At 72.3% G+C, this 24,639-nt stretch carries 20 protein-coding genes, 1 tRNA gene and 2 pseudogenes; 18 read left to right on the forward strand and 5 right to left on the reverse strand.

All coding sequences use genetic code 11. From position 1 onward, the window contains the following. Positions 1–159 (forward strand): annotated as a pseudogene (locus ACZ6KY_RS24125) (IS5/IS1182 family transposase); the annotation flags it as partial. Between the two features lie 97 nt (positions 160–256). Here the strand turns inward: ACZ6KY_RS24125 and ACZ6KY_RS24130 are convergent. The 3 genes from ACZ6KY_RS24130 to ACZ6KY_RS24140 all read right to left on the reverse strand — a co-directional run bounded on the left by ACZ6KY_RS24130 (position 257) and on the right by ACZ6KY_RS24140 (position 3,941). Next, positions 257–877, reverse strand: a complete 621-nt coding sequence (locus ACZ6KY_RS24130; RefSeq protein WP_469312353.1) for a TetR/AcrR family transcriptional regulator — start codon at positions 875–877, stop codon at positions 257–259. 263 nt (positions 878–1,140) lie between these two features. Beyond that, the gene (locus ACZ6KY_RS24135) at positions 1,141–2,319 is read right to left on the reverse strand and encodes a Glu/Leu/Phe/Val dehydrogenase dimerization domain-containing protein (protein WP_469312354.1); all 1,179 of its coding nucleotides are present in this window, start codon (positions 2,317–2,319) and stop codon (positions 1,141–1,143) included. Next, positions 2,316–3,941, reverse strand: coding sequence for a thiamine pyrophosphate-binding protein (locus tag ACZ6KY_RS24140; RefSeq protein WP_469312355.1), 1,626 nt, complete (start codon positions 3,939–3,941; stop codon positions 2,316–2,318). The genes ACZ6KY_RS24135 and ACZ6KY_RS24140 overlap by 4 nt, the downstream gene beginning before the upstream one ends. Positions 3,942–4,458: 517 nt before the next feature. Between ACZ6KY_RS24140 and ACZ6KY_RS24145 the strand changes: the two genes are divergently transcribed. From ACZ6KY_RS24145 to ACZ6KY_RS24210, 14 genes and pseudogenes are all read left to right on the forward strand, one after another. Next, positions 4,459–5,679: an MBL fold metallo-hydrolase gene (locus ACZ6KY_RS24145; RefSeq protein ID WP_469312356.1), complete on the forward strand. Its 1,221-nt coding sequence runs from the start codon at positions 4,459–4,461 to the stop codon at positions 5,677–5,679. Positions 5,680–6,027: 348 nt separating this feature from the next. Next, positions 6,028–8,106 carry a sensor histidine kinase gene (locus ACZ6KY_RS24150; RefSeq protein WP_469312357.1) on the forward strand — a complete coding sequence of 693 codons (2,079 nt, stop codon included), beginning with the start codon at positions 6,028–6,030 and terminating at the stop codon, positions 8,104–8,106. Positions 8,107–8,168: 62 nt separating this feature from the next. After that, positions 8,169–8,603 (forward strand): roadblock/LC7 domain-containing protein, encoded by a 435-nt coding sequence (locus tag ACZ6KY_RS24155; RefSeq protein ID WP_469312358.1) that lies wholly within the window; start codon positions 8,169–8,171, stop codon positions 8,601–8,603. After that, positions 8,600–8,977 carry a DUF742 domain-containing protein gene (locus tag ACZ6KY_RS24160; RefSeq protein WP_469312359.1) on the forward strand — a complete coding sequence of 126 codons (378 nt, stop codon included), beginning with the start codon at positions 8,600–8,602 and terminating at the stop codon, positions 8,975–8,977. The genes ACZ6KY_RS24155 and ACZ6KY_RS24160 overlap by 4 nt, the downstream gene beginning before the upstream one ends. After that, positions 8,955–9,554 (forward strand): GTP-binding protein, encoded by a 600-nt coding sequence (locus ACZ6KY_RS24165; RefSeq protein WP_469312360.1) that lies wholly within the window; start codon positions 8,955–8,957, stop codon positions 9,552–9,554. Before ACZ6KY_RS24160 ends, ACZ6KY_RS24165 begins: the two co-directional genes overlap by 23 nt. Then, the gene (locus ACZ6KY_RS24170) at positions 9,551–10,135 is read left to right on the forward strand and encodes a GAF domain-containing protein (RefSeq protein WP_469312361.1); all 585 of its coding nucleotides are present in this window, start codon (positions 9,551–9,553) and stop codon (positions 10,133–10,135) included. Before ACZ6KY_RS24165 ends, ACZ6KY_RS24170 begins: the two co-directional genes overlap by 4 nt. 341 nt (positions 10,136–10,476) lie before the next feature. After that, positions 10,477–11,505, forward strand: a complete 1,029-nt coding sequence (gene tdh / locus ACZ6KY_RS24175; protein WP_469312362.1) for an L-threonine 3-dehydrogenase — start codon at positions 10,477–10,479, stop codon at positions 11,503–11,505. A 19-nt stretch (positions 11,506–11,524) separates the two neighbouring features. After that, the gene (locus ACZ6KY_RS24180) at positions 11,525–12,718 is read left to right on the forward strand and encodes a glycine C-acetyltransferase (RefSeq protein ID WP_469312469.1); all 1,194 of its coding nucleotides are present in this window, start codon (positions 11,525–11,527) and stop codon (positions 12,716–12,718) included. Between the two features lie 79 nt (positions 12,719–12,797). After that, the gene (locus ACZ6KY_RS24185; protein ID WP_469312363.1) at positions 12,798–13,703 is read left to right on the forward strand and encodes a LysR family transcriptional regulator; all 906 of its coding nucleotides are present in this window, start codon (positions 12,798–12,800) and stop codon (positions 13,701–13,703) included. Positions 13,704–13,820: 117 nt separating this feature from the next. Continuing rightward, positions 13,821–14,012: pseudogene (locus ACZ6KY_RS24190) on the forward strand (GNAT family N-acetyltransferase); the annotation flags it as partial. Positions 14,013–14,083: 71 nt separating this feature from the next. Next, complete coding sequence (locus ACZ6KY_RS24195) at positions 14,084–14,443, forward strand: MmcQ/YjbR family DNA-binding protein (RefSeq protein WP_469312364.1); 360 nt, start codon at positions 14,084–14,086, stop codon at positions 14,441–14,443. Positions 14,444–14,837: 394 nt separating this feature from the next. Next, on the forward strand, positions 14,838–16,157 hold the full coding sequence (locus tag ACZ6KY_RS24200) for an MFS transporter (protein ID WP_469312365.1): 1,320 nt from the start codon (positions 14,838–14,840) through the stop codon (positions 16,155–16,157). A gap of 166 nt (positions 16,158–16,323) precedes the next feature. Then, positions 16,324–16,397: transfer RNA gene (locus tag ACZ6KY_RS24205), tRNA-Pro, on the forward strand. A gap of 275 nt (positions 16,398–16,672) precedes the next feature. Further along, positions 16,673–18,502: an ABC transporter ATP-binding protein gene (locus ACZ6KY_RS24210; RefSeq protein WP_469312366.1), complete on the forward strand. Its 1,830-nt coding sequence runs from the start codon at positions 16,673–16,675 to the stop codon at positions 18,500–18,502. Between the two features lie 124 nt (positions 18,503–18,626). On the opposite strand, the gene ACZ6KY_RS24215 is transcribed toward ACZ6KY_RS24210, so the two are convergent. Together ACZ6KY_RS24215 and ACZ6KY_RS24220 are read right to left on the reverse strand one after the other, a co-directional pair. After that, complete coding sequence (locus ACZ6KY_RS24215; RefSeq protein ID WP_469312367.1) at positions 18,627–20,360, reverse strand: GAF domain-containing sensor histidine kinase; 1,734 nt, start codon at positions 20,358–20,360, stop codon at positions 18,627–18,629. 241 nt (positions 20,361–20,601) lie between these two features. Then, complete coding sequence (locus ACZ6KY_RS24220; RefSeq protein WP_469312368.1) at positions 20,602–21,414, reverse strand: SAM-dependent methyltransferase; 813 nt, start codon at positions 21,412–21,414, stop codon at positions 20,602–20,604. Between the two features lie 372 nt (positions 21,415–21,786). On the opposite strand from ACZ6KY_RS24220, the gene ACZ6KY_RS24225 reads away from it, so the two are divergent. The 3 genes from ACZ6KY_RS24225 (at position 21,787) to ACZ6KY_RS24235 (ending at position 24,621) form a co-directional block, all read left to right on the forward strand. Next, the gene (locus ACZ6KY_RS24225; protein WP_469312369.1) at positions 21,787–22,974 is read left to right on the forward strand and encodes a thiolase family protein; all 1,188 of its coding nucleotides are present in this window, start codon (positions 21,787–21,789) and stop codon (positions 22,972–22,974) included. Between the two features lie 54 nt (positions 22,975–23,028). Next, complete coding sequence (locus tag ACZ6KY_RS24230) at positions 23,029–23,802, forward strand: sulfite exporter TauE/SafE family protein (RefSeq protein ID WP_469312370.1); 774 nt, start codon at positions 23,029–23,031, stop codon at positions 23,800–23,802. A 72-nt stretch (positions 23,803–23,874) separates the two neighbouring features. Beyond that, positions 23,875–24,621: a cobalt-precorrin-6A reductase gene (locus tag ACZ6KY_RS24235; protein WP_469312371.1), complete on the forward strand. Its 747-nt coding sequence runs from the start codon at positions 23,875–23,877 to the stop codon at positions 24,619–24,621. Positions 24,622–24,639 lie beyond the last annotated feature (18 nt).

Below are 24,639 nucleotides of genomic sequence, written 5' to 3' on the forward strand. Positions count from 1 at the left end.
GGCTTCGACAGCGAGCGGTACAAGAAGCGCAACACAGTCGAACGAGCCATCAACCGCCTGAAAGGCTTCCGCTCAGTCGCCACACGCTACGAGAAACGCGCCTACATCTACCTAGGCACCGTCACCCTCGCAGCCCTCCTCATCTGGCTCCGCACATGATCCGAGAAACAGTGCCTAGGAAATGGGCGGAGACGGCGTGGAGAGGCACCACGAAATGGACCGAGGCGGAGCGGGGGACACCGGGCCCGCACGCGTGTCAGCGCACCGCCGCCATCAACGCCTCGCGCTCAAGGCCCAGTTCACGGGCGAGGGCCTCGTCCGCCCACTCCTGGGTCCGCGCCCGTGACACGGCTCCCGAGTACGCCGTCATCTGGACGGCCAGTCCGTCCAGCAGCGCCGTGAGCCTGAGGGCGGCACTCGTGGGGTCCGGGCACTGGAACTCACCCGCCGCCACGCCCTCCGCGATCACCTCGGTCATCGCGGCCTTCCACTGGCGGTCGAGATCGCGGGTGACCTCGCGCAGCGCGGGCTCGCGCAGGGCGACCGCCCAGCCCTCGATCCACAGGCGCCAGCCCTTGGCCTGCCCCGTCGGGGCGTACCAGCGCACGGCGGTCCGCAGGCGTCGCAGTGCCGTCGTACGGCGGCCGAGCAGCTTGCGCAGATGGGCGAGGTCGTCCTCGGCCGCGTAGGTGAACGCGGCGGCGACCAGCTTCTCCTTCGTCGAGAAGTGGTACAGCACCAGCGCGTTGCTCACGCCGAGGGACGAGGCCACGTCGGCGATCCGTACCGCCGCCACGCCCCGCGCCTCGATCTGTTCGACGGCGGCCCGCAGCAACTCCTCACGCCGCTCCGCCACGCTCAACCGCACTCTCGCCACGCGGCAACCCTACACACAGGCACTTCGGCGGAGCCCCGGCAGGAGTTGACGCCTCCGGCCGGGCCCTTCTCGCAGCCTTGCCCGGAGCCCGGCTGTTCGATCGGCTCAGGCCGGCCCGATCACCACCGGCCGGCTCCCGTGGACCGCGGCCCCGGGGCCCGGTCAGCGCGTTGCCGGCGCGGGCGTTCGGGTGTGCGCGGGGCGGCGGGACCGCCGCCGGCCCGACGAGTTCGCGGTGGACGGCGGTCAGCGGCTCCGCGTCCTCACCGGTACCACCCGTACCGCTCCGCGATCACCGGCAGCCGGTCGGTGACGATGGCGTGGGCGGCGGCCCGCGGCGTGGTGCCGTCGGCCTCCGCGCGCGCGAGGGTGCGGTCGATCAGGGCGCGCATGGAGCGCCGGGTGTGGGCGAACGCCTCGTCCGCGTCGGCGCCGATGTCGCCGAACAGCGTCCACCACCACCAGGCGTTCGTACCGGAGTTGACCACGACGTCCGGCAGGACGGTGACCCCGCGCGCGGCGAGCAGCAGCTCCGCGTCCGCGAGGACGGGCATGTTGGCCGCCTCGACGATCCAACGGGCCCTGATCCCTCGCTGGTTCGCGGTGTCGATCGCGTACGAGACAGCGGCGGGCACCAGCACCTCGACGTCGGCGGACAGCCAGGCGTCACCGGGCAGTTCACGGTCGGTGTGGCGCAGCACCGCGCGGTCGACCGTCCCGTACGTGTCCCGTGCCGCGAGCAGTGCCTCCACGTCGAGGCCGTCCGGGTTCGCGATGGTTCCCTTGACATCGGCGACGGCCACGATCCTGAGCCCCGCGCGCGCGAGGAAGCGCGCCGTGGCCCCGCCCATGGTGCCGAGTCCCTGTAGCGCGACGCGCGTTCCCGCGTACCGCACCCCGGCCCGGTCCAGGGCGGCGAGCACGGACTCGGCGACGCCGCAGCCGCCGACCAGTTCGTCGAGGCCGATGCCGTCCACCTCGACCGCGAAGGCGTCCGCGAGCCGCTTCCGGGCCGCCGTCTCGTCGTCGAGCAGCGGGTACACGGCCTGGATGGACGAGACGAGCCCGGCCTCCTCGGCGGCCCGGTCGACCAGGTCCTGGCTGAGCCCGAGGTCCTCGCCGGTGGTCCAGAAGGCCTCGATGTACGGGCGCATGGCGCGCAGGTAGCGCACGAGCAGGCCGTACGCGGCCGGGTCCTGGGGATCGCAGTCGATACCGCCCTTGGCGCCGCCCAGCGGAATGTAGCGGCCCTCGGGGTTGTAGTGCAGGGCCTCCTTCATGGTCATGCCACGGGCCAGCCCGGCGACCTCCTCCAGCGTGCAGCCGGGCCGCATCCGCAGTCCGCCGCTGGAGACACCGCGCACGAGCCGGTCGACGACGAGGTATCCCGGGCGGCCGGTGACATGGTCCGTCCAGGTGAGCGTCATCAGGGGGGCGGTCATGGGGTCTCCTCGGGGATGGCGATCAGGGTGGGGCCGGGGGTGCGCAGTGCCACGGTGAGCGCGGCGGTCAGCTCGTCCGGGCCGTACGCGCGCGTGCCCTGTCCTCCGTAGGCGCGGGCCAGGGCGGGCAGGTCCACCGGTGCGAGGTCGACGGCCGTGGGGGTGTCGCCCCGGGCGGCCATCTCGTCGCGGATCTCCCCGTAGCCGCCGTTGTCGAACACCACGACGGGCAGCGGGAGGCCGAGCTGTGCCGCGGTCGCCAGCTCCTGCACGGTGAACTGGAGGCCGCCGTCCCCGCTGAGCGCCACCACCTGGCGGTCGGGGAACGCCGTCCTGGCGCCGATCGCCGCGGGCAGCGCGTAGCCGAGCGTGCCGAAGCCGGTCGGGTGAAGATAGCGGCCCTCGGGTCCGAGCGGGAGGTGGGGGAGTGCTCCGTAGTAGCAGCACTGGGCGCTGTCCGAGGTGATCACGGCGTCGTCGGCGAGGACGGAACGGACGGCCCGCAGGTACGGGATCCAGCGGGCGTCCCGCCCGGCGGTCTCGGCGTCCCGCGCGGCCCGCAGGGCTCCGGCCCGCCGGACGGGGTCCTCGTCAGGCACGCGCGCGTGACGGCGTACACCGCCGGATGTCCCGACCGCGGCGAGCAGGGCCGTCAGGGAGAGCCGCGCGTCGCCGACGACGGCGATGTCCGCGGGGAGGCCCGCGTACATCTGGTCCGGGTCCAGGTCCACGCGGATCAGCGTGCCGTTCAGGGCGGGCCGCGCGGACCACAGGTCGGACTCGGCGAGTTCGGTGCCGACGGCGAGTACGGCGTCGCGTTCCGTGAGCCAGTTCTGGACCGAGGGGCTGTGGAGCGACACGCCGAGGGACAGCGGATGGGTCTCGGGGACGATCCCCTTGCCGTTGGCCGTGGTGAGGACGGGAGCGCCCAGCTTCTCGGCGAGCGCGAGGGCGATGCCAGGGACGGCCGCGCCGCGCGCTCCGCCGCCGAGCACGAGCGCCGGACGGCGCGCCCCGCGCAGGGCCTCGGCGGCCCGCTCCACGGCTGCCGCGGCGGGGGCGAGGGGGAGGGCAGGAGGGGTGAGGCGGACGGGACCGGTCTCCTCGGCGGCCTCCAGCAGATCGAGGGGTATCTCGATGTGCGCGGGGCGCGGCCGACGGGTGCGGAACAGGGTGAAGGCGCGCGCCACCGCCGCGTCGATCTCCGCGACCGAGGAGACGCGATGGCTGAACGCGGCCACGCCCCGCAGGGCCTCCGTCTGGCTGAGCGTCTCGTGCAGCAGACCGGTGGCGAGGCGTGGATGGCGCAGCGGCATGCCGGGGGAGACGACGAGCAGCGGCACGCTGTCCGAGTACGCCTGGCCGACGGCGGCCGCCGCGTTGAGCAGGGCGGGGCCGGTCGTCGTGATCACGACACCCGGGCGCTGGGTCACGCGCGCGTAGCCGTCGGCGGCGTATCCGGCGCCCTGTTCGTGGCGCGTCAGGACGTGCCGGACGCCGTACGCGGACAGGTGGCGGTAGATCTCCAGGTTGTGCGTGCCGGGGATACCGAAGACCTGGGTCACGGCGTGGCCGCACAGGGCGCGGACGAGGGCCTCGCCGCCGGTGAGTGTCTCGCCCATCACAGGCTCCGCGCGACGACGCGCCGCATGAGGCACGGGGCGCCCTCGGTCGTCGCCGGTTCGGCGGCCAGGTCGGACACGGTGTCTCCAGGGAGGTGGACGGGCCGGCGCGGCCCTGGGGCCACCGGGACGATGACCGGTCTACTGAATACTGAGTCAGTATCGGAATGAGCGCCGGGTCGTGTCAACGCACTGGACGGATCGTCGGGGAAGGCGTCGCGGGCACCAGAGTGGGACGGTCCGGGGCGGTGTCGGGTCCGCTCGGTGAACCCGTGCCGTACTTGGACGGAGTCCTGCGGTGACGGGCCACCGGCGGCCCACTGGCGGTCATCCGACGGTCGTCCGGGGGCGCGGTGGCGCCCAGAACGTCTCCCTCGGGCGGAAGAAGCGCGGGCGCGCCGGGGTTGAGCACATACAGACCCAGGGTCACGGACATCGCTTTGTGACCGGGGCGACCCGGCGCTGTCAGAGGCGACGACCATAATGAAAGCCTGACCGACTCCATCTGGAGGTATCCGTGACCGGTTTCCGTACCTTGAGCTCCGGGCTCCGCGCGCTGCGGCCCGCCGCCTTCGGCGCGGATCCGGCTGGTGCGCGCATGCGGCGCATCCGCAACTCACCGAACTTCGCGGACGGTGTCTTCCAGAACCCGGAGACCGCCCGCACCCGCCCCGACGGCTCGATGCTGGAGTTCGCGAAGGTCTACTTCCGCAGCGAGGAGCGCGCCCACCGCTCCCCGACCGGGACGGTGCCGGTGCACGCGACGACGCTCGCCGACCTGGCCAGGCCCGCCGCGACCGGCCTGCGGCTCACCTGGATGGGGCACTCCAGCGTCCTCGCCGAGATCGACGGCCACCGTGTGCTGTTCGACCCGGTCTGGGGCGAGCGCTGCTCCCCCTTCGCCTTCGCCGGTCCCAAGCGGCTGCACCCGGTGCCCCTGCCGCTGGCCGCGCTGGGCCCGGTCGACGTCGTGGTGATCTCGCACGACCACTACGACCACCTCGACATGCCCACGATCAAGGCGCTGGCCGGCACGGACACGGTGTTCGCGGTGCCGCTCGGCGTCGGAGCGCATCTGGAGCACTGGGGCGTCTCGGCGGACCGGATCCGCGAGCTGGACTGGCAGGAGTCGACCAAGGTCGGCGGGATCACCCTGACGGCGACACCGGCGCGCCATTTCTGCGGCCGGGGCCTGCGCAACACCCAGCACACCCTCTGGGCCTCCTGGGTCGCCGAGGGCGATGCGCACCGGATCTACCACAGCGGCGACACCGGCTACTTCCAGGGCTTCAAGGACATCGGCGCGGCCCACGGTCCCTTCGACGCCACGATGATCCAGATCGGCGCGTACAGCGACTTCTGGCCCGACATCCACATGACGCCCCAGGAGGGCATGCGCTCCCACCTCGACCTCCAGGGCGGGGAGCCCTCCGGAGTGATGCTGCCGATCCACTGGGGGACGTTCAATCTCTCCACCCACGCCTGGTCCGACCCGGGCGAGGGCGCGCTGGCCGCCGCCCGCGCGGTCGGAGCGCGCGTGGCGCTGCCCCGCCCCGGCGAGCCCTTCGAGCCCACGGCCGACACCGTCCCCTCCGAGCCGTGGTGGCGTGGCGTGGCCCGTACGCCGAAGGAGGGCTGGCCGGCCATCGAGGAGAGCGTCGCCGCCGACACGCCGGGTGACACCACCGGCCGCTCGACGGAGGGCACCGGAGAGCCCGAAACGGTGTCCGCGGGCTGATCGACCGATCCAGGGCGAGGGCCGGGGAGCGCAATGCTCCCCGGCCCTCGCCTTTTGCTTGCGACCGCTTCTGACCAGCTCTGATCGGGTCCGGGGTTCGATGCGAACGTGCGTCCGACAGGGTTATCGGTCAGCCGTACGACGCCTCATACCAGGGCGGGACGCTACCTGGGGGAGTTTGTCAACAGCCCACCGCACATGATGCGTTGGCGACTACTGTCAGTTGCCGACGGGCGACGCAGGGCCGTTTTTTTCGGCTCTCTCGACCGGCACCGCGATGGCACACGCCCGAGTCGCGCAGACCCGCGGGAGCTCCGTGCCCCCGACGCATCCAGTACGAGGACGCCGATGTCTCACCTTCGCGCACCGGCCGCACGCGCAGACCGCCGTGAGGGCGGGCGGCACGGACGACCGGCCGCCCGTGCCACCCCTCCGCCGCCCGAGACGCACCTGCGGCCCCAGCTGCTGCGCCTCGCGGTCCTGCCGCCGACCGCCGTGGCCCTCAGCGCGTGCGCCGCCGTACTGTTCACCGTCCGCTCCACCGGCGCCCGCCCCGGCCCGATCCTGTGGGCCGTCCTCGCCGGAGCGGTGGGCGTGGCCCTGGCCGGCATCGTGATCGCCGCCGTGGCCGCCGATCGCGCCGCCACGTCCGTACGGGAACGCATAGGAGCCCTGCGCCGCACCAGCGCCCGCACCGAGACCGATCTGCGCGCCGTCGTCGAGGGTCTGCGCCGCGGCGAGGAGCCGCCCGCGCGCAGGACGCGCCGCCGTCCTCCCGCGGACGCCGACGACTTCGAACTGCTCGCCGCCGACATCTCCCGTGCCCACGACGGCGCCGTCGTGGCCGTCGTGCAGGCCTCGCAGCTCTCCAGCCACGCGGGCAGCGAGCAGAAGGTCGAGGTCTTCGTCAATCTGGCCCGGCGCCTGCAGTCCCTCGTGCACCGCGAGATCTCGATCCTCGACGAGCTGGAGAACGAGATCGAGGACCCGGACCTCCTCAAGGGGCTCTTCCACGTCGACCACCTGGCCACCCGCATCAGACGGCACGCCGAGAACCTGGCGGTGCTCGGCGGCGCCGTCTCGCGCCGGCAGTGGAGCAACCCCGTCTCCACGACCGAGGTGCTGCGCTCCGCGATCGCCGAGGTCGAGCAGTACTCGCGGGTCAAACTCGTGCCCCCGATCGAGGGCAACCTGCGCGGCCACGCGGTCGCCGACGTCATCCACCTGCTCGCCGAACTCGTCGAGAACGCCACGGTGTTCTCCGCCCCGCACACCCAGGTGCTGCTGCGCGTCAACCTCGTCACCTCCGGACTGGCCATCGAGGTCGAGGACCGCGGGCTCGGCATGCAGGCGGCCGAACAGGACAAGATGAACGCCCTGCTCGCCGACCCCGACCAGGTCAATGTCGCCGGCCTCCTCCAGGACGGGCGCATCGGTCTGTTCGTGGTCTCGCAGCTCGCCCGCCGGCACGGCATCCACGTACGGCTCCAGAGCAACATCTACGGCGGCGTCCAGGCCGTACTCGTGGTCCCGCAGGGCCTGTTGGGCTCAAAGCCGGGCGCCGTCGAGGACGCGGGCGTGACGCAGGCGCCGCCGCACGAGACGAACGGTGGGCACCACCGGCCCGCCATCGGAGCCGGGCCCACGCACTCGGCACCGGCGCAGGTTCCGGTCCTTCCCGGGGGCCGCCTGGTCGCCCCCGTGCCCCGGCAGTCGCCCCGGCAGCCCGCCCGGGAACCGGTACGAGCGGAGCAGGCACTTCCGCGTGTCCCGCCGGTCGCGGGTCGCGGCGGTTCCGCACCGCTCCCCGTACGCGGCGCCCGCGCGGAGCGGCCCAATCCGGCCGAGGCCGTACCCGGCATCCGCCCCGAGGACCGGCTCGCCGCCGCCGAGAGCGCGGCCATGCCGCCCACACCGCGCGCCGGCGTCGTGCGCGGCACCATGGGCAAGCCCCACCTGCCCAAGCGGCGCGCTCAGGAGCACATCGTTCCGCAACTGCGCGAAGGGCCCGCCCCCCGTCAGGACAACGAGTACCTCGTCGGGCACGACCCGGGGCTCATGGCGGCGTTCCAGCGCGGGATCGGGCTCGCGGAGGCAGCCGACGCGGATCGGGCGGGCGGGGAGCAGCCGGAGTTTTCCCAGGGAGTGTCGCCGACGGCCGAGCCGGCCGCCCCGGCGTCGTTCCCGGACCGGGCGCGCCTGGAGGCACCGCGCGGGGACGGTGCGGTCCAGGCCCAAGGGGAGCTGCCCACGGGCACCCTCGCCGGCGGCGGCGACCCCCTGGACGCAGCCCTGGAGGACGGCCCACCGGCGGCCCACCCGAGTCAGGCGCACACGCCGCACGCACCGGCGCCGCACGGGACCCGCGACACCCCGTCCGGACACGACCGCCCCACCCGGCACGACGGGAGCGCACCGGCCGGATGACCACCCTCACACCCACCCCCACCGCTCCCGCGGACCTTCGTACCTCAAGGAGTCGATCCCCCATGGCGAGCGATGCGCCGACCGGCCACGTATCCGACCTCGACTGGCTGATGAGCGGCCTCGTCCAGCGTGTACCGCACACCACGAGCGCGGTGCTGCTCTCCTGCGACGGGCTCGTGAAGTCGGTCCACGGCCTCGACCCGGACAGCGCCGACCACATGGCGGCGCTGGCCTCCGGCCTCTACTCCCTCGGACGCAGCGCGGGCGTGCGCTTCGGGGACGGCGGTGAGGTGCGCCAGGTCGTGGTCGAGCTCGACTCGACCCTGCTGTTCGTCTCCACGGCCGGCTCCGGCACCTGCCTCGCCGTGCTCGCGGGCCGCGAGGCCGACGCGGCCGTGCTCGGCTACGAGATGGCGATGCTGGTCAAGAGCGTCCGGCCCTATCTGGTCACCGCACCCCGGCAGCACGCCGTCGCACCCACGGCGATGAGGTCTTGAACGCGGCCGCGGCCGGCGACGGGCCCTGGCTCGATGACGCGGCGGGACGCCTGGTGCGCCCCTACACCGTCAGCAACGGCCGGACCAGGCCGACGACCGCGCTCGACCTCCTCTCCCAGGTCATGGCCACCGGAGCCACCCCCCTCGGCTACCTCGGCCCCGAGCACAGCCAGGCGCTCGAACGCTGCCGGGTACCCGTCTCGGTCGCGGAGGTCGCCGCCCATCTGAAGCTGCCGGCTGCGGTCACCAAGGTGCTGCTGTCCGACCTCGTCGACTGCGGGGCGCTCACCACGAAGCCCCCGGAGTTCCACCACAACCCCACTGACCGGTCACTTCTGGAGGCAGTGCTCGATGGATTACGACGACAGCTCTGACCCCTTCCCCACCGCACTGAAGATCTTGGTGGCGGGCGGGTTCGGGGTCGGCAAGACGACGTTCGTCGGCGCGGTGAGCGAGATCGCGCCGCTCAGTACGGAGGAGTTGCTCACCACGGTCAGCGCCTCGACCGACAGGCTCGACGGGATCGAGAACAAGGTCGAGACGACGGTCGCGATGGACTTCGGCCGCATAACCCTGGACCCGGAACATGTGCTCTATCTCTTCGGCACACCCGGGCAGGAGCGGTTCTGGTTCATGTGGGACGAGCTCTCCGAGGGCGCGCTCGGCGCGGTGATCCTCGCCGACACCCGACGCCTGGAGGACTGCTTCGCGGCCGTCGACTTCTTCGAGCAACGCGGTCTCGCGTTCATCGTCGCGGTCAACGAGTTCGACGGCTCGTACCGCTACGACCCGGCCGAGGTGCGCGCGGCCATCGACCTCGACCCCGAGATCCCCGTCGTGTGCTGCGACGCCCGGATCTCCAGCTCGGGGGTGCAGACCCTGCTCTCCCTGGTCCGTCACCTCCTCGCCCACGCGCCGGCCCACTCCCCGACCCACGGAGCCCGTACATGAGCTACGACCCGCCGCGGCCGGCCGGCCGTCTGCTGCTCACGCCGGAGGACAGGGACGCTCCCGCCCGGGTGCGGCGGCTGCGCCGGCTGGGTCTCGGGGAGCGCTCCGAGCCCGCCTTCGACGCCTTCGCGGACCGTCTCGCGCGGGTCGCCGCGGCGCCCTACTCGATGGTCAACTTCATCGGCGAGGAGCAGCAGTTCTTCGCGGGTCTGCACACCCCGGACGGCGCCAAGGGCACCGATCTCGTGGCGGCCGCGGACGGGAGCGAGCTCGAAGTGGGCCGCTACATGGCCCGGGACCATGGCTTCTGCCCTCATGTGGTGGTGCGCCGCAAGGCCCTCGTCCTGGAGGACGTCTGCGACTACCCGCGCTTCGCCGGAAATCCGGTCGTCGACGAGTTCGGCGTCCGCTCCTACCTCGGTGCCCCGCTGATCGACCGCAGCGGCATCGCTCTCGGCACGATCTGTGTCGTGGACGTCGAACCGCGTCCGTGGGGAAGGGCGGGCCTGGAGACCATCAAGTCGATGGCGGCCGAGCTGGTCGAGCGGCTCGAACGGCGGGAGGGGATCCAGGGGTTCTGACGACGTGCCGGGACGCGGGAGCCTGACTTGCCGGCCGCCCGGGGCCCGCCCTTGACGTAGGTGATGAGCCCCCATGGGACGGGGGTCATGCATGTCCACGTAGTCACCCCCCCCCCGCCACCGCCGTCCCCCTCTTGGGCCACTCCGGCGGCCCGACCTCCGGACCCGGGCAGCGCTAGGGAGAACTGGGGTGTGAAGCAAAGCTGCGGCCGAGCTTAAGAAATCCTCGATGGACCAAGGGCACCGTCGTACGGCAGATTCCTGGGTGAATTCACCCTCTCCCCGGCGCGGGCCTGCTTCGGCGTGCCCTTTCCCGGGATCTCACGCACAGGAGCCGTCGAGTGAAGGCGCTGGTCAAGGAGAAGGCGGAGCCCGGACTCTGGCTCACGGACGTTCCGGAGCCGCAGGCCGGCCCCGGTGAGGTACTGATCAAGGTCCTCAGGACCGGGATCTGCGGCACCGATCTGCACATCCGCAACTGGGACGGCTGGGCGCAGCAGGCCATCACCACGCCCCTCGTGCTCGGCCACGAGTTCGTCGGCGAGGTCGTCGAGACCGGCCGCGACGTCGCCGACATCAACATCGGCGACCGCGTCAGCGGCGAGGGCCATCTGGTCTGCGGCAAGTGCCGCAACTGCCTCGCCGGGCGGCGCCACCTCTGCCGTGCCACCGTCGGCCTCGGCGTCGGCCGCGACGGCGCGTTCGCCGAGTACGTCGTGCTGCCCGCCCAGAACGTGTGGGTGCACCGGGTCCCGGTCGACCTCGATGTCGCCGCGATCTTCGACCCGTTCGGCAACGCCGTGCACACCGCGCTGTCCTTCCCGCTGGTCGGCGAGGACGTCCTGATCACCGGCGCCGGTCCGATCGGCCTGATGGCCGCCGCGGTGGCCCGCCACGCGGGCGCCCGCAACGTCGTCATCACCGACGTCAGCGAGGAGCGCCTGGAGCTGGCCCGCAAGATCGGCGTCAGCCTCGCCCTCAACGTCGGGGGCTCGACGATCGCCGACGGGCAGCGCACGCTCGGCCTGCGCGAGGGCTTCGACATCGGCCTGGAGATGTCCGGCCGCCCCGAGGCCATGCGCGAGATGATCGCCAACATGACCCACGGCGGCCGGATCGCGATGCTGGGCCTGCCGTCCGAGGAGTTCCCGGTCGACTGGTCCCGGATCGTCACCTCCATGATCACGATCAAGGGCATCTACGGCCGCGAGATGTTCGAGACCTGGTACGCGATGTCGGTCCTCCTGGAGAGCGGCCTCGACCTCTCGCCCGTGATCACCGGCCGCTACGGATTCCGGGACTACGAGGAAGCGTTCGACGACGCGGCAGGCGGCCGCGGCGGCAAGGTCATTCTCGACTGGACCCTCTGAGGACTCTAAGGAACTGATGATGTTCGACTCCGTGCGCGACGACCTCCGCACCACCCTCGAAGAGATCCGCGCCGCCGGACTGCACAAGCCCGAGCGGGTCATCGGCAGCCCGCAGTCCGCGACCGTGAGCGTCACCTCGGGCGGCCGCCCCGGTGAGGTCCTCAACTTCTGCGCGAACAACTACCTCGGTCTGGCCGACCACCCCGAGGTCGTCGCCGCCGCCCACGCGGCGCTCGACCGCTGGGGTTACGGCATGGCCTCCGTGCGCTTCATCTGCGGTACGCAGGAGGTGCACAAGGAGCTGGAGGCGCGGCTGTCCGCGTTCCTCGGCCAGGAGGACACGATCCTCTACTCCTCCTGCTTCGACGCCAACGGCGGCGTCTTCGAGACCCTCCTCGGCGCCGAGGACGCGGTCATCTCCGACGCCCTCAACCACGCCTCGATCATCGACGGCATCCGCCTCTCCAAGGCGCGCCGCTTCCGGTACGCCAACCGCGACATGGCCGACCTGGAGGCCCAGCTCAAGGACGCCTCCGACGCGCGCCGCCGCCTGATCGTCACCGACGGCGTCTTCTCGATGGACGGTTATGTCGCTCCCCTGAAGGAGATCTGCGACCTCGCCGACCGCTACGACGCGATGGTCATGGTCGACGACTCGCACGCCGTCGGCTTCGTCGGCCCCGGCGGCCGCGGCACCCCCGAGCTGCACGGGGTCATGGACCGCGTCGACATCATCACCGGCACGCTCGGCAAGGCCCTCGGCGGCGCCTCCGGCGGCTATGTCGCGGCCCGCGCCGAGATCGTCGCGCTGCTGCGCCAGCGGTCCCGCCCGTACCTCTTCTCGAACACGCTCGCGCCGGTGATCGCCGCGGCCTCGCTGAAGGTCCTCGACCTGCTGGAGTCCGCCGACGACCTGCGGATCCGGCTCGCCGGGAACACCGCGCTGTTCCGCTCCCGGATGACCGCGGAGGGCTTCGACATCCTCCCCGGCGACCACGCGATCGCCCCCGTGATGATCGGTGACGCGTCCGTCGCCGGCCGGATGGCGGAGCTGCTCCTGGAGCGCGGCGTGTACGTGATCGGCTTCTCCTACCCGGTCGTCCCGCAGGGGAAGGCCCGTATCCGCGTACAGCTCTCCGCGGGGCACTCGACCGAGGACGTGAACCGGGCCGTGGACGCCTTCGTGGCGGCGCGGGCGGAACTCGACGCCTGACGCCGGGTGCGCCCTCGCGCCCGGGGCGCACACCGGTCTGATGGCCGGAAAAGGCGCGTGACCTGAGAGAATCGGTCACATGATCGAAGCGCGGCGGCTCCACATCCTTCGTGCGGTGGCCGACCACCGCACGGTGACGGCGGCGGCCGCCGCGCTCTATCTCACGCCCTCGGCGGTCTCGCAGCAATTGACCGCCCTGGAGCAGGAGACGGGCCACCGGCTCGTCGAGCGCGGCGCCAAGGGCGTACGGCTGACGCCCGCGGGCGAGATCCTGCTCGGCCACACCAACGCCGTCCTGGCTCAACTGGAGCGCGCGGAGGCAGAGTTGGCCGCGTACAGCTCGGGCTCCGCCGGTACGGTCACCGTGGCCTCCTTCGCGACGGGCATCGGCCTGGTCGTGGCCCCCGCGCTGGCGCGCCTCGCCGTCACGTCGCCCGGCATCCTCGTCCGCGTCCAGGACGCCGAGGGCGACGCCAGCCTGCCGATGGTGCTCGACCGGCAGGTCGACATCGCGGTGGCCGTCGAGTACCGGGGCGCCCCGGACGCGGACGACCCGCGGCTGACGCACGTCCCGCTCTACGCCGAGCCCTTCGACGCGGTCGTCCCCGTCACGCACCGCCTGGCCGAGGCCGAGGAGGTGCCGCTCGCCGAGCTGGCCAAGGACCCGTGGATCGGCCCGTACCCCGGCAACCCCTGCCATGACGTAGTCGTCCTGGCCTGCGAGAACGCCGGATTCCAGCCGCGCCTCGAACACTCCTCGGACGACTTCCGCGCCGTCGTCGCCCTCGCCTCCGCCGACGCGGGCGTGGCTCTGGTGCCCCGCTCGGCGCTGCGCGGCATGGAGCTGACGGGTGTGGTCGTCCGTCCCGTCGACGGCACCGCGCCCACCCGCCGCGTCTTCGCCGCCGTACGCCGTGGCGCGGAGGACCATCCGCTGATCCGGCCCGTCCTGGAGGCCCTGACGCAAGCGGCGACGGTCGACTGAGCGGGTCGGCCCTCTCCCGCGCCGAGCGCGCCGGGATCAGCCCCAGCCTCCCTCCTGAACCGTCTCTGCCATGGGTACGGGCGGACGATGTCGCACCCGCCTCAGCGAGGTGGAGGGGCAAACGCCTGGTGGCGTGGGCGCGCGGCCGGGGTCCCGGCCGGCCACCGCGCGGTCTGGGGCGCCGACGCCGACGACCACGCCGACGACCGACTGCTCGGCACCGTCGCCCGCGCCGTCCCGGGCAAGCCCAACAGCCGCCACCGTGCCGAACTCGTCAAGCTGATGGTTCGCCGGGACGGCCGCGGTCGGCGCCCCCCGGCCCACCGTCGACGTCGTGCTTCGCCGCATCAATGTCAGTGCCGTTGGCTACCGTGCGTCTCATGCCGGATGCCGAAGACGTACGCCGTATCGCCCTCTCCCTGCCGGACACGACGGAGAAGACCGCCTGGAGCATGCCCACCTTCCGGGTCGCGGGAAAGATGTTCGTCACGCTGCCCGAGGCGGAGACCTCCATCGCCGTGCGCTGCCCGAAGGAGGAGCGCGACGAACTGGTCCTGGCCGAGCCGGGGAAGTTCTGGATCGCCGGCCACGAGGCCGGTTTCGCCTGGGTCCGGGCCCGGCTCGCCGAGTTGGAGGACGACGACGAACTCCGCGACATCCTGGCCGACTCCTGGCGTCAGGCGGCCCCGCCCCGACTGATCGACGCCCACCCCGAGCTGGGGCTCCCGTCCGCCGACTGAAACGGCCGCTGCGTTGTCGGTGCCCCGTGGCATGATCCGAAGGGGGAGTGATCCGGAAGCACGGATGAAGAGCGGGACGGGCGGCTTCGTGGGGGAGCCGTGGGGCAGGGGGAGGGGCGCGAGCGGGATGACCATGACGTCATCGGGCGAGGAGCCACCGCACGAAGAGCAGTCGGGTCGCGCGGCGGACGACGGTTCAGCGGGGGCCCGAGCGGCGGACGACGGCCGCGGTGAACGCGGTTCGGCGGCGGACGCCTCGGGAGCGGGGGGCTGCCCGGCAGCAGGTGGCTCGGTGTCTGACCGCTCGGCAGGGAGCGGCTCGGCGGGGGGAAGCTTGAGGGGCGGCGCCTCGGCGGGTGGCGGCTCGGCCGAGCGGGGGAGCGGCGCGTCCGGGGTGTCGGGTCCGGGTCGCGCCCGCGCCGACGTTCTCGCCGACCGGCCGCCCCGGCCCGTCTGGTCGCGGGACTTCGCCCTGTTCTTCGTGGCGCGTGCCCTCGCCCGGCTCGGCGACACCATGCTGCCGGTGGCCCTCGCCGCGGGACTGCTGGAGTACGGCTACGGGGTGGGCGCCGTCGGCCTCGCCATGGCCGCTTCGGCCGCACCCTTCGCCGGACTGGTGATCTTCGGCGGAGTGATCGCCGACCGGTTCAGCACCCGCAAACTGATGATCGGCGCCGACCTCGTGCGGCTGGTTGCCCAGTCGATCGCCGCCGCCCTCTTCTTCGCCGGCCACGTGGTCCTCTGGCAGATCTGCGTGATCGGCGCGGTCAACGGCGTGGCGGGCGCGGTCTTCCAGCCCGGCGTCGCCAGCACCGTGCCGCGCCTCGCCACCGACATCCAGGGAGCCAACGGCGCCATCCGGATCGCCGAGTCCGCCGCCCAGCTCGCCGGGCCCGCCCTGGCGGGTCTGCTGGTGGCGTTCGCCTCCGCCGGAGGGGTCTTCGTGGCCCACGCCGGCACGTTCGCGCTGAGCGCCCTGTGCCTGCTGCTGCTCCGGCTGCCACCGGCCGCCCCCGGAAGCCGGGCGCACAGCGGCGGCTTCAAGGCCGATCTCGCCGAAGGATGGCGGGAGTTCAGATCCCGTACGTGGCTGTGGGCCGTCATCGTGATCTGGTGCGTCTACATGATCTCCACCTGGGGCCCGACCGTTCCCCTGGTGGCGACCGAGGTGGTGCAGCGGCACGGAGCCCGCGCCTACGGTCTGATCAACTCCGCCCTCGGCGCCGGAACCGTCATCGGCGGACTCGTCGCGCTGCGACTGCGCCCGCGCCGCATGCTGCGTACCGGTTCCGTCGCCCTCTTCGCCTTCGCCTGCTTTCCCGCGTCCGTCGGTGCGGGGCTCGGCGTGGCCGCCATGTCGGCGGGAGCGGTGATCGCTGGTGCGGGCATGTCGCTCTGGGGTGTGATGTGGGCGACCAGCGTGCAGACGCAGGTGGCACCCGACGTCCTCAACCGTATCCACGCCTACGACGTCGCGGGCTCCCTGGCGATGCTGCCCGTCGGCCAGGCACTCGCGGGGCCCGCCGCCGCGGCCCTCGGCGCCGACCGCGTCCTGCTCATAGCCGCCGTCATGACCCTCGTCGTCTCCACGGCGCTGCTCTCGGTGCCCGCGATTCGCGACCTGGTGCGCGTCGACGGTCCCGTGCCCCGGCGGCGGACCACCACCGCCACACCGCTCGAACCGGCGCGACGGGACAACAGCCGAGCCGTGTGAAGCGGGAACCGGTCATCCTCCGGACCGCTCATCCGCCCGGACCCGGCCCGTAGGACCCGGGCGGGCGGCAACCGGCCCGGCGAAAACGGGTGCGCGACCACCGGCACGAGTGCGGTATTGTTTCCGTGCACGTCCAGCCAGGGGAAACCCCAGGTCAGACGGGCATCGGGACGTGGCGCAGCTTGGTAGCGCACTTGACTGGGGGTCAAGGGGTCGCAGGTTCAAATCCTGTCGTCCCGACTTTTTGAGTCGTGGTTCAGAGGCCGTTTCCTCAGCACTGAGGAAACGGCCTCTGTCGTACCCGGTCACCCGTCGTCCCCGGTAGTCCGCCACTCGCTCCGGACCAGGTCGTACAGCTGTCCGGGGCGGCCCGATGGCCGAGAAAAACGCTTGGACCGTGTGGCCGCCGTCACGGGACACTGCAACTCCTGGCCTGCCCATATGCGTACGTACATCGGCGTCTTCGTGAACCGCGCGAGGCGTGGCGGGCCGCCGTACGACGACACAGGGTTGGGATGGCATCTCCTGAAGCACGTCCTGAATCGCGCAAGGCCTTACCGCGCAGGGGCTCGGTGCTCCTCGCGCTTCGTTACTACGGAAGGGAGTTGCGCAGACTCCGGCGGCTGACGGTGCCCGCCATGCTGATGCCGGCCCTGGGCAACATCGGCATCAGCTACATCGCGCCGCTCATCGTCGCGAAGCTCGTCGGCCGTATCGCGGGCGCCGGCAGCGGTGTCTCCCTCGGCGCCGCGCTGCCCTACGTCCTCGCTTTCGGAGGCGTCCTGCTGCTCGCGGAGGCGTTCTGGCGCCTCGGTCTGCACTGCCTGAACCGCCTCGACGCCCTCGGCATCGAGCGGCTGTACGTGATCGGCATGGACGAACTGTTCGCCAAGGACGCCTCGTTCTTCCACGACAACTTCGCCGGCTCGCTGACGAAGCGGGTGCTGAGCTTCGCCTCCCGCTTCGAGGAATTCGTCGACACGATGACGTTCCAGGTCGTGGGCAGCCTCGTACCGCTCCTGTTCGGGTCGGTGGTGCTGTGGCGCTACGAACCGCTGCTCGTCGTCGGACTCCTGGTGATGATCGCCGTGACGGGGGTGTGCGTGGTGCCGCTCATCCGGCGCCGCCAGGCACTCGTCGACCAGCGCGAGGAGGCCATCGCCCGGGTCTCGGGCCATGTCGCCGACAGCCTGATGAACATGGACACCGTCCGGGCCTTCGCCGCGGAGGAGCGCGAGGCGGCCGAGCACCGCTCCCGTGTCGCGGCCTCGCGGCGGCTCACCCTGCGGTCGTGGGACTACGGCAACCTGCGCATCGACACGTTCGTCGCGCCGATGTCCGTCCTGACCAACGCGCTCGGCCTGCTGCTCGCGATCACGCTCGGCGGCGGCGAGCACGGCGTCGAGGCGGTCGTGGTCGCCTTCACGTACTACGCCAACGCGACCCGGATCATGTTCGAGTTCAACCAGATCTACCGTCGGCTGGAAAGCTCGATGACGGAGGCCGCCCAGTTCACCGAACTGCTGATGACGCCACCGACCGTGCTCGACCCGGTCGCTCCGGAGCCGTTGCGGTCCCGCGCCGCCGACGTCCGCTTCGAACAGGTGACCTTCACCCACGGCGGGGCGAAGCCGCTGTTCACCGGGCTCGAACTGGCCGTGCCCAGCGGCTCGAAGATCGGTCTGGTCGGCCGGTCCGGCGGAGGCAAGACCACGCTCACCCGGCTGCTGCTGCGGATGACGGACATCGACGACGGCCGCATCCTGATCGGCGGTCAGGACATCAGCAAGCTGCGCCAGGCCGACCTGCGCGGCCTGATCGCCTACGTGCCGCAGGACCCGGCGATGTTCCACCGCACCCTGCGGGACAACATCGCCTTCGCCCGTCCGGACGCCACCGAGGCGGAGATCCGCCGCGCGGCAGAGGCGGCGCACGTCACGGAGTTCGCCGACGCGCTGCCGGACGGTTTCGCCACCATGGTCGGAGAACGCGGCATCAAGCTGTCCGGCGGCCAGCGCCAGCGGGTCGCCCTGGCCCGCGCGATCCTGCGCGACGCCCCGATCCTGCTGCTCGACGAGGCGACCAGCGCCCTCGACTCCGAGAGCGAGATCCTTGTCCAGGAGGCGCTGTGGCGGCTCATGGAGAGGCGCACGGCGCTCGTGGTGGCACACCGGCTGAGCACGGTCGCCACCATGGACCGGCTCGTCGTCCTCGACCGCGGGAAGATCGTCGAACAGGGCACGCACCAGGAACTGCTGGCGTCGGAGGGCGCCTACGCGAAGCTGTGGCGTCACCAGTCGGGCGGCTTCATCGACGACAGTCCAGCCCCGGCCGACCAGCACTGAACGCGAGCCAGGGCCCCTGACCCGGGCCGTGCGCGGGTCGGCGTCCCGGCCGTGGTGGCGGTACGGCGCGGAGGCGGGTGCCGAGGCGCTCCGGCCGGGTGACGGCAGGGGGAGGCGCCGTGGGTCAGGCCGGGTCGTCGTGGTGCAGCGGTACCGTCCACTCCAGGACGGTGCCGCTCGGCTCGCCGGCCGTCAGGGCGAAGCCGCCGCCGAGGTGGTCGGCGCGGGTGCCGATGTTGCCGAGACCACTGCGGCGGGTGACCTCGGGGCCGATGCCGCGGCCGTTGTCCGCCACCCGCAGCCGCAGGGTGGTGGCGGTGGCCTCGGCCGTGACCTCCACGGCGGTGGCGTGGGCGTGCCGGGCCACGTTCGACAGGGCCTCGCGCAGGACCGCGACCACGTGTTCCCGCTGCTCGTCGGACACGTCGGTGTCCAGCAGGCCGCCCATGCGCAGGGAGGGCGTGAAGCCGAGTGTCTCGGCCGCTCGGCCCACCTCGGTGACGAGCCGGGCGCGCAGACCGGTGGCTCCCGCCCGGTCGCTCTCCCGCAGGGCGTAGATCGTGGAGCGTACGACCTTGATCGTGTCGTCGAGGTCGTCCACCACCCGCTGGACACGTTCGGCCACGTCGGGCCGGTCCGAGAGACGGTTGAGCACCGACTGCAGGCTCAGTCCGCTGGCGAAGAGTCGCTGGATGGCCAGGTCGTGCAGGTCGCGCGCGATGCGGTCACGGTCGTTGAGCACGAGCAACTGCTCCGCGTCGCGGCGGTGTTCGGCGATCTCCAGGGCCAGCGCGGCATGACCGGCGAACCCGGCGATCATGTCGATGGTGGCGTCCGGGAACACGGTGCCGCCCTGCCGGTTCGCGACCTGGAGAACGCCGCGCACCCGCTCCGGGGTGCCCAGCGGAATCACGAACGCCGGACCGAGCTCCAGGACCGACGCGCTGCCCGTCCCGGTGCGCGGGTCCTCGCTGAGCGACGGACTGACGATCCGCTCACCGGAGGCGAACACCTTGGCCGCCAGACTCGTTCCGTCGGGCAGGGCCAGCCCCCGCACCTGGTCGGCGTCGCGTCCTTCGGCGGACTCGATGACCAGGTCCGTGGTGCCGGTCACCGGCAGCGCCAGGGTCACCAGATCCGCCTCGGACAGTTCCCGGACCGTCGCCGTGAACGCGTGCAGGACGTCGACCGGATCGGCGCCCGACAGCAGGGTGCGGGTCAGGTCGCTGCTCGCGGCCAGCCAGCGCTCGCGGCGCCGGGCGTCGTCGTACAGCCGGGCGTTGTCGATGGCCACACCGGCCGCCGCGCCGAGCGTGCGCAGTACCGCCTCGTCCTCGGCGTCGAACTCGGCCCCGCCGTGTTTCTCCGTGAGGTAGAGGTTGCCGAAGATCTTGTCGCGGACCTGCACGGGGGTGCCGAGGAACGTGGTCATCGGGGGGTGGCCTGACGGGAAGCCGACGGAGTCCGCGTGGTCGCTCAGGACGGGAAGCCGCAGCGCGTGCGGCTCGCGGATGAGCAGGCCGAGGATGCCCTCTCCCCGGGGATAGTTCCCGATGCGGGCGATGGTCTCCTTGTCGATCCCGACCGTGATGAACTGCTTGATGCCGCCCTCGTCGCCGAGGACGCCGAGTGCTCCGTAACGGCAGTCGACGAGCTGTACCGCGGACTCCACGATCTGCCGCAGGACCACGTCCAGGTCCAGGTCGCTGCCGATCGCGAGAACGGCTTCGAGAAGGGTGTGCACCCGGTTCTGGGTGCCGCGCACACGCTGCACCTGCTCCTGCAGGTCCTCCAGCAGCGCGTCCAGCCGGAACTGCGGTGCTGACGGCTCCTCCGGAAGATGCGCGCTCCGGTCCATTCGTGTACCCCTCACTCGCCGCCCGACGAAGCCATGATGCCCGACCGGCCGCGCCCGCGGTCGAGCACATGTGCGGAACGCGGCGGACGGCTTCGCCGATCTTCGCCCGCGGGTGGACCAGCGCGTACACCAGGGTGGTGCGCGAGTGGTCCGGAAGACGGCGGAGCACGCTTCCCGCCCCCGCCGCCACTCACCAGCACCCCCGCCACCTCTCACCGGCGGGCGGAGTGACCGGCCTCGGCTAGCGCTTGAAGCCGACCCCGCCGTACAAGGACACCGGCTCGTCGCCGATCGGGGTCTCGCCCTCCGCGAGCTCGGGACGCCAGTCCTTCACGGAGACGACGCCCGGCTCGACCAGGTCAAGTCCCTTGAAGAAGCGGCTCACTTCGGCGCGCGAACGGCCCACCAGAGTGACACCGCCGCGCGCGTACGCCTCGATGCCCCGGCGTACGTCCTCCGGCTCGAAGTCGGCGGTCATCGCGGACAGCGACAGGAAACTGCCCGGCGCCAGCGCGTCGACCAGGGTCTCCACGAGCTCGTACGCCCCACTGTCGTCGGCGATGAAGTGCATCAGCGCGATCAGTGACAGGGCCACGGGACGGTCGAGGTCGAGCACGCGCGCGGCCTCGTCGAGGATCTTCCGCGGCTCGCGCACGTCGGCCTGGACGTACTCGGTCAGGCCCTCCGGGGTACCGCGCAGCAGCGCCTCGGCGTGGGCGAGGACGATCGGGTCGTTGTCGACGTACACCACCCGGGCGTCCGGAGCGGTGCTCTGCGCGATCTGGTGGAGGTTGGGCTCGGTGGGAATGCCGGTGCCTATGTCGAGGAACTGGCGGATTCCCGCCGTGCGGACCAGGTGGCGGGTGGCCCGCTGCATGAACCAGCGGTTGCTGCGCGCGGCCCGTTTGGCGCCGGGATCGCGCGCGGTGATCTGCTGCCCGAGCCGCTCGTCGACCGGGTAGTTGTCCTTGCCGCCCAGGTACCAGTCGTACACCCGTGCCGGATGTGGCCTGCCGGTGTCGATCCGGTCCCCAGGGGACTCCGTTCCCGTCATACGACAACTCCCTGCTCCGCTGGGCCCGTTCACCCCGTCGACCCGTGTTCGGCGGGGTGCGCGAGCAGTGTGCCATCCACGCGGAGTGCGGGGCGCGCGGAGCCGTCGATCCTCGGCCACCCGACGGTCACCGCGGCCGGGAGCGGCTGTCACCGGCGCGCGGCTTCGGGGGATGGTGGCCCCGGTCCGCTCCGGGGCGCGGCGCGGTGCCCCGCGGGCTCCGGGGCCCGGGACGGATGGGCCGATACCGGCCGCGGGGGATCTTCCCAAGGGCCCGCGACGGGGTTATAGTCCAAAACTAGCAGTGCTAATTAATGGTCGTGCTCATTACATGTCCGGTGCCCGTCTCCGGTGTCCGTCAGGAGTCCTGTCGTGCGTCCCGTCCACTTCGCGGCCGCCCGCCGCACGCCCATCGGCAAGCTGCGCGGGGCCCTGTCCTCCGTACGGCCCGACGACCTCGCCGCGAGCGTGATCCGCGCTCTGGTCGCCGAGGTGCCCACGCTCGACCCGGCCCGCATCGACGACGTCTACTGGGGCGCCGCCAACCAGGCAGGCGAGGACAACCGCAATGTCGCCCGGATGGCCGCGCTGCTCGCCGGACTGCCCCACAGCGTGCCCGGCGCCACCGTCAACCGGCTCTGCGCCTCGGGCCTCGAAGCCGTCACGACGGCGGCCCGCGCCATCGCCTCAGGCGAGGCCGACATCGTGCTCGCCGGCGGCTCCGAGTCGATGAGCCGGGCCCCGTTCGTGCTGCCCCGCCCGGACGAGGCGCTGCCGCACCGCATCGAGACCGTCGACACCCGGCTCGGCTGGCGGCTGGTCAACCCGGCGATGAAGGACCTGCACGGCGTCCTGTCCATGGGGGAGACCGCGGAGGAGGTCGCCGAGCGGTACGGCGTCTCGCGCGAGCGGCAGGACGCGTTCGCGCTCCGCAGCCACCAGCGTGCGGCGGACGCCCGTAAGAACGGGTGCTTCGACGCCGAACTGCTCCCCGTGGAGCGTCCCGACGGTGTGATCGTCGACAGCGACGAATGCGTACGGGAGGACACCTCGCTCGACAAGCTGGCCCGCCTCAAGCCCGTGTTCCGCGCCGGCGGCACGGTCACCGCGGGCAACGCCTCGCCGATGAACGACGGTGCCGCGGGCCTCCTGCTGGTCAGCGAGGAAGCCCTGAACGAACTCGGGCTCGAATCGCTCGGACGGTATGTCGCGGGAGCCTCGGCCGGCGTCGATCCCGACGTCATGGGCATCGGGCCCGTGCCCGCCACCCGCAAGGCGCTCGGACGCGTCGGCTGGACCGTCGCCGACGTCCAGGAGGCCGAGTTCAACGAGGCGTTCGCCGCCCAGGCCCTCGCCTGCGTGGACCGTCTCGGCATCGACCCGGACCTCGTCAACCCGACCGGCGGCGCCATCGCGCTGGGCCACCCGCTCGGCGCCTCGGGCGCCCGCATCCTCACCACCCTGCTGCACCGCATGCGCCGCACGGGCGCCGAGCGCGGCCTGGCCACGATGTGCGTCGGCGTCGGGCAGGGCAGCGCGGTCCTGGTCGAGCGCCACTGACGTCCGGACCCTCCTCACCCGGGCGAGGTGCGTGGGCATAGCATCGGCCTCCGCATGAACATGATGACGCTCTGGCACATATCCATGGGGGAGTTCGCCGCTCTCGCCGCCGCGGCGCTGCTCGTCGGCTTCTCCAAGACCGCCGTCAGCGGCGCCAACACGGTCAGTCTGGCGGTCTTCGCCGCCGTACTGCCCGCGCGCGCCTCGACCGGTGTCCTGCTGCCCCTCCTGATCGTCGGCGATGTGCTCGCCGTCGCCACCTACCGCCGCCACGCCCACTGGCCCACGCTGTGGCGCCTGTTCCCGGCGGTCGCCGCCGGTGTCGTCCTCGGCACGGTGTTCCTGGTGTGGGCCGACGACGGGGTCGTACGGACCTCGATCGGCGCGACCCTGCTGGTGATGACCGGGATCACCGTGTGGCGCCGGCGGGCCGCCGTCCAGGACGAGGAACCCGACTCCGTCGTGACCCGCGCGGGCCGCGTCAGGGCTCGTTCCTACGGTGTGCTCGGCGGGTTCACGACCATGGTCGCCAACGCGGGCGGCCCGGTCATGTCGATGTATCTCCTCTCGACGGGCTTCCGCAAGCTCGGCTTCCTCGGCACCTCCGCCTTCTTCTTCCTCATCGTCAACGTCTCCAAGCTGCCCTTCAGCGCGAGCCTCGGCCTGATCAACGGCCGTTCGCTGCTCCTTGACGCGGCCCTGGCCGTCTTCGTCGTGCCGGGGGCGTTCCTCGGGAAGTGGGCGGTGAAGCGCATCAACCAGCTGCTCTTCGAACGCCTGGTGATCGCGGCGACGGTGGTCGGCGGAGTACAGCTGCTGCTCCGCTGACTCCGCCCCCCCCCGGGCGCCCCGGTCCGGTCGCCAGCCTTCCCCTTCTCCCGTACCCCGTACGCTCGGTCCATGTCCCCGCACGTCCTCGTCCTCGGCGGCACCACCGAGGCCCGCGAACTCGCCGCCGAGCTGGCCGCGTGCCCCGGCGTGCGCGTGACGACATCCTTGGCGGGCCGGGTGTCCCGGCCGGGAGCGCTCGAAGGGGACGTACGTACCGGGGGGTTCGGCGGGGCGGACGGACTCGCGCGCTGGCTGCGCGAGCACGGGGTGGACGCCGTGGCCGACGCGACGCACCCTTTCGCGTCCGGTATCACCGCGAACGCGGCACGGGCCGCGGCGGCGACCGGGATTCCCGCCGTGGTGCTGCGCCGCCCCGGCTGGCGCCCCGGACCCGGTGACCGCTGGCACCCGGCGGACTCCCTCGCCGAATCGGCCGCGCTGCTGCCCGGGTTGGGCCGCCGCGTCTTCCTCACCACGGGCCGCCTCGGTCTCGCGGCCTTCGCGGGTCTCGGCCGGCTCCACTTTCTCGTACGTTCGGTGGAGGCCCCCGAACCGCCGCTGCCGTCGGACACCGAAGTGCTGCTCGCGCGCGGTCCCTTCACCGTCGACGACGAGAAGAGCCTGCTGCTCGGGCATCGCATCGATGTCCTGGTGACCAAGGACAGCGGCGGAGCCGCGACGGCGGCGAAACTGACCGCCGCCCGCGACCTCGGCCTCCCCGTGGTCGTCGTACGCCGTCCGCCCCTCCCGCAGGACGTGCGCGCGGTACCGGACGTCGCGTCGGCGCTGGCCCTGCTGGACCTCGGCCCGGGGTGACCGACCGACGGAGCCGCG

The sequence above is a fragment of the Streptomyces sp. NPDC042002 genome (genome assembly GCF_055588305.1).

Coding starts and splice junctions, on each gene's coding strand:
- ACZ6KY_RS24180 (WP_469312469.1), top strand. CDS start 11,525: ATGTTCGACTCCGTGCGCGACGACCTCCGCACCACCCTCGAAGAGATC.
- ACZ6KY_RS24230 (WP_469312370.1), top strand. CDS start 23,029: ATGAACATGATGACGCTCTGGCACATATCCATGGGGGAGTTCGCCGCT.
- ACZ6KY_RS24210 (WP_469312366.1), top strand. CDS start 16,673: ATGGCATCTCCTGAAGCACGTCCTGAATCGCGCAAGGCCTTACCGCGC.
- ACZ6KY_RS24215 (WP_469312367.1), bottom strand. CDS start 20,360: ATGGACCGGAGCGCGCATCTTCCGGAGGAGCCGTCAGCACCGCAGTTC.
- ACZ6KY_RS24220 (WP_469312368.1), bottom strand. CDS start 21,414: ATGACGGGAACGGAGTCCCCTGGGGACCGGATCGACACCGGCAGGCCA.
- ACZ6KY_RS24185 (WP_469312363.1), top strand. CDS start 12,798: ATGATCGAAGCGCGGCGGCTCCACATCCTTCGTGCGGTGGCCGACCAC.
- ACZ6KY_RS24195 (WP_469312364.1), top strand. CDS start 14,084: ATGCCGGATGCCGAAGACGTACGCCGTATCGCCCTCTCCCTGCCGGAC.
- ACZ6KY_RS24135 (WP_469312354.1), bottom strand. CDS start 2,319: ATGACCGCCCCCCTGATGACGCTCACCTGGACGGACCATGTCACCGGC.
- ACZ6KY_RS24150 (WP_469312357.1), top strand. CDS start 6,028: ATGTCTCACCTTCGCGCACCGGCCGCACGCGCAGACCGCCGTGAGGGC.
- ACZ6KY_RS24155 (WP_469312358.1), top strand. CDS start 8,169: ATGGCGAGCGATGCGCCGACCGGCCACGTATCCGACCTCGACTGGCTG.
- ACZ6KY_RS24235 (WP_469312371.1), top strand. CDS start 23,875: ATGTCCCCGCACGTCCTCGTCCTCGGCGGCACCACCGAGGCCCGCGAA.
- ACZ6KY_RS24170 (WP_469312361.1), top strand. CDS start 9,551: ATGAGCTACGACCCGCCGCGGCCGGCCGGCCGTCTGCTGCTCACGCCG.
- ACZ6KY_RS24140 (WP_469312355.1), bottom strand. CDS start 3,941: ATGGGCGAGACACTCACCGGCGGCGAGGCCCTCGTCCGCGCCCTGTGC.
- ACZ6KY_RS24165 (WP_469312360.1), top strand. CDS start 8,955: ATGGATTACGACGACAGCTCTGACCCCTTCCCCACCGCACTGAAGATC.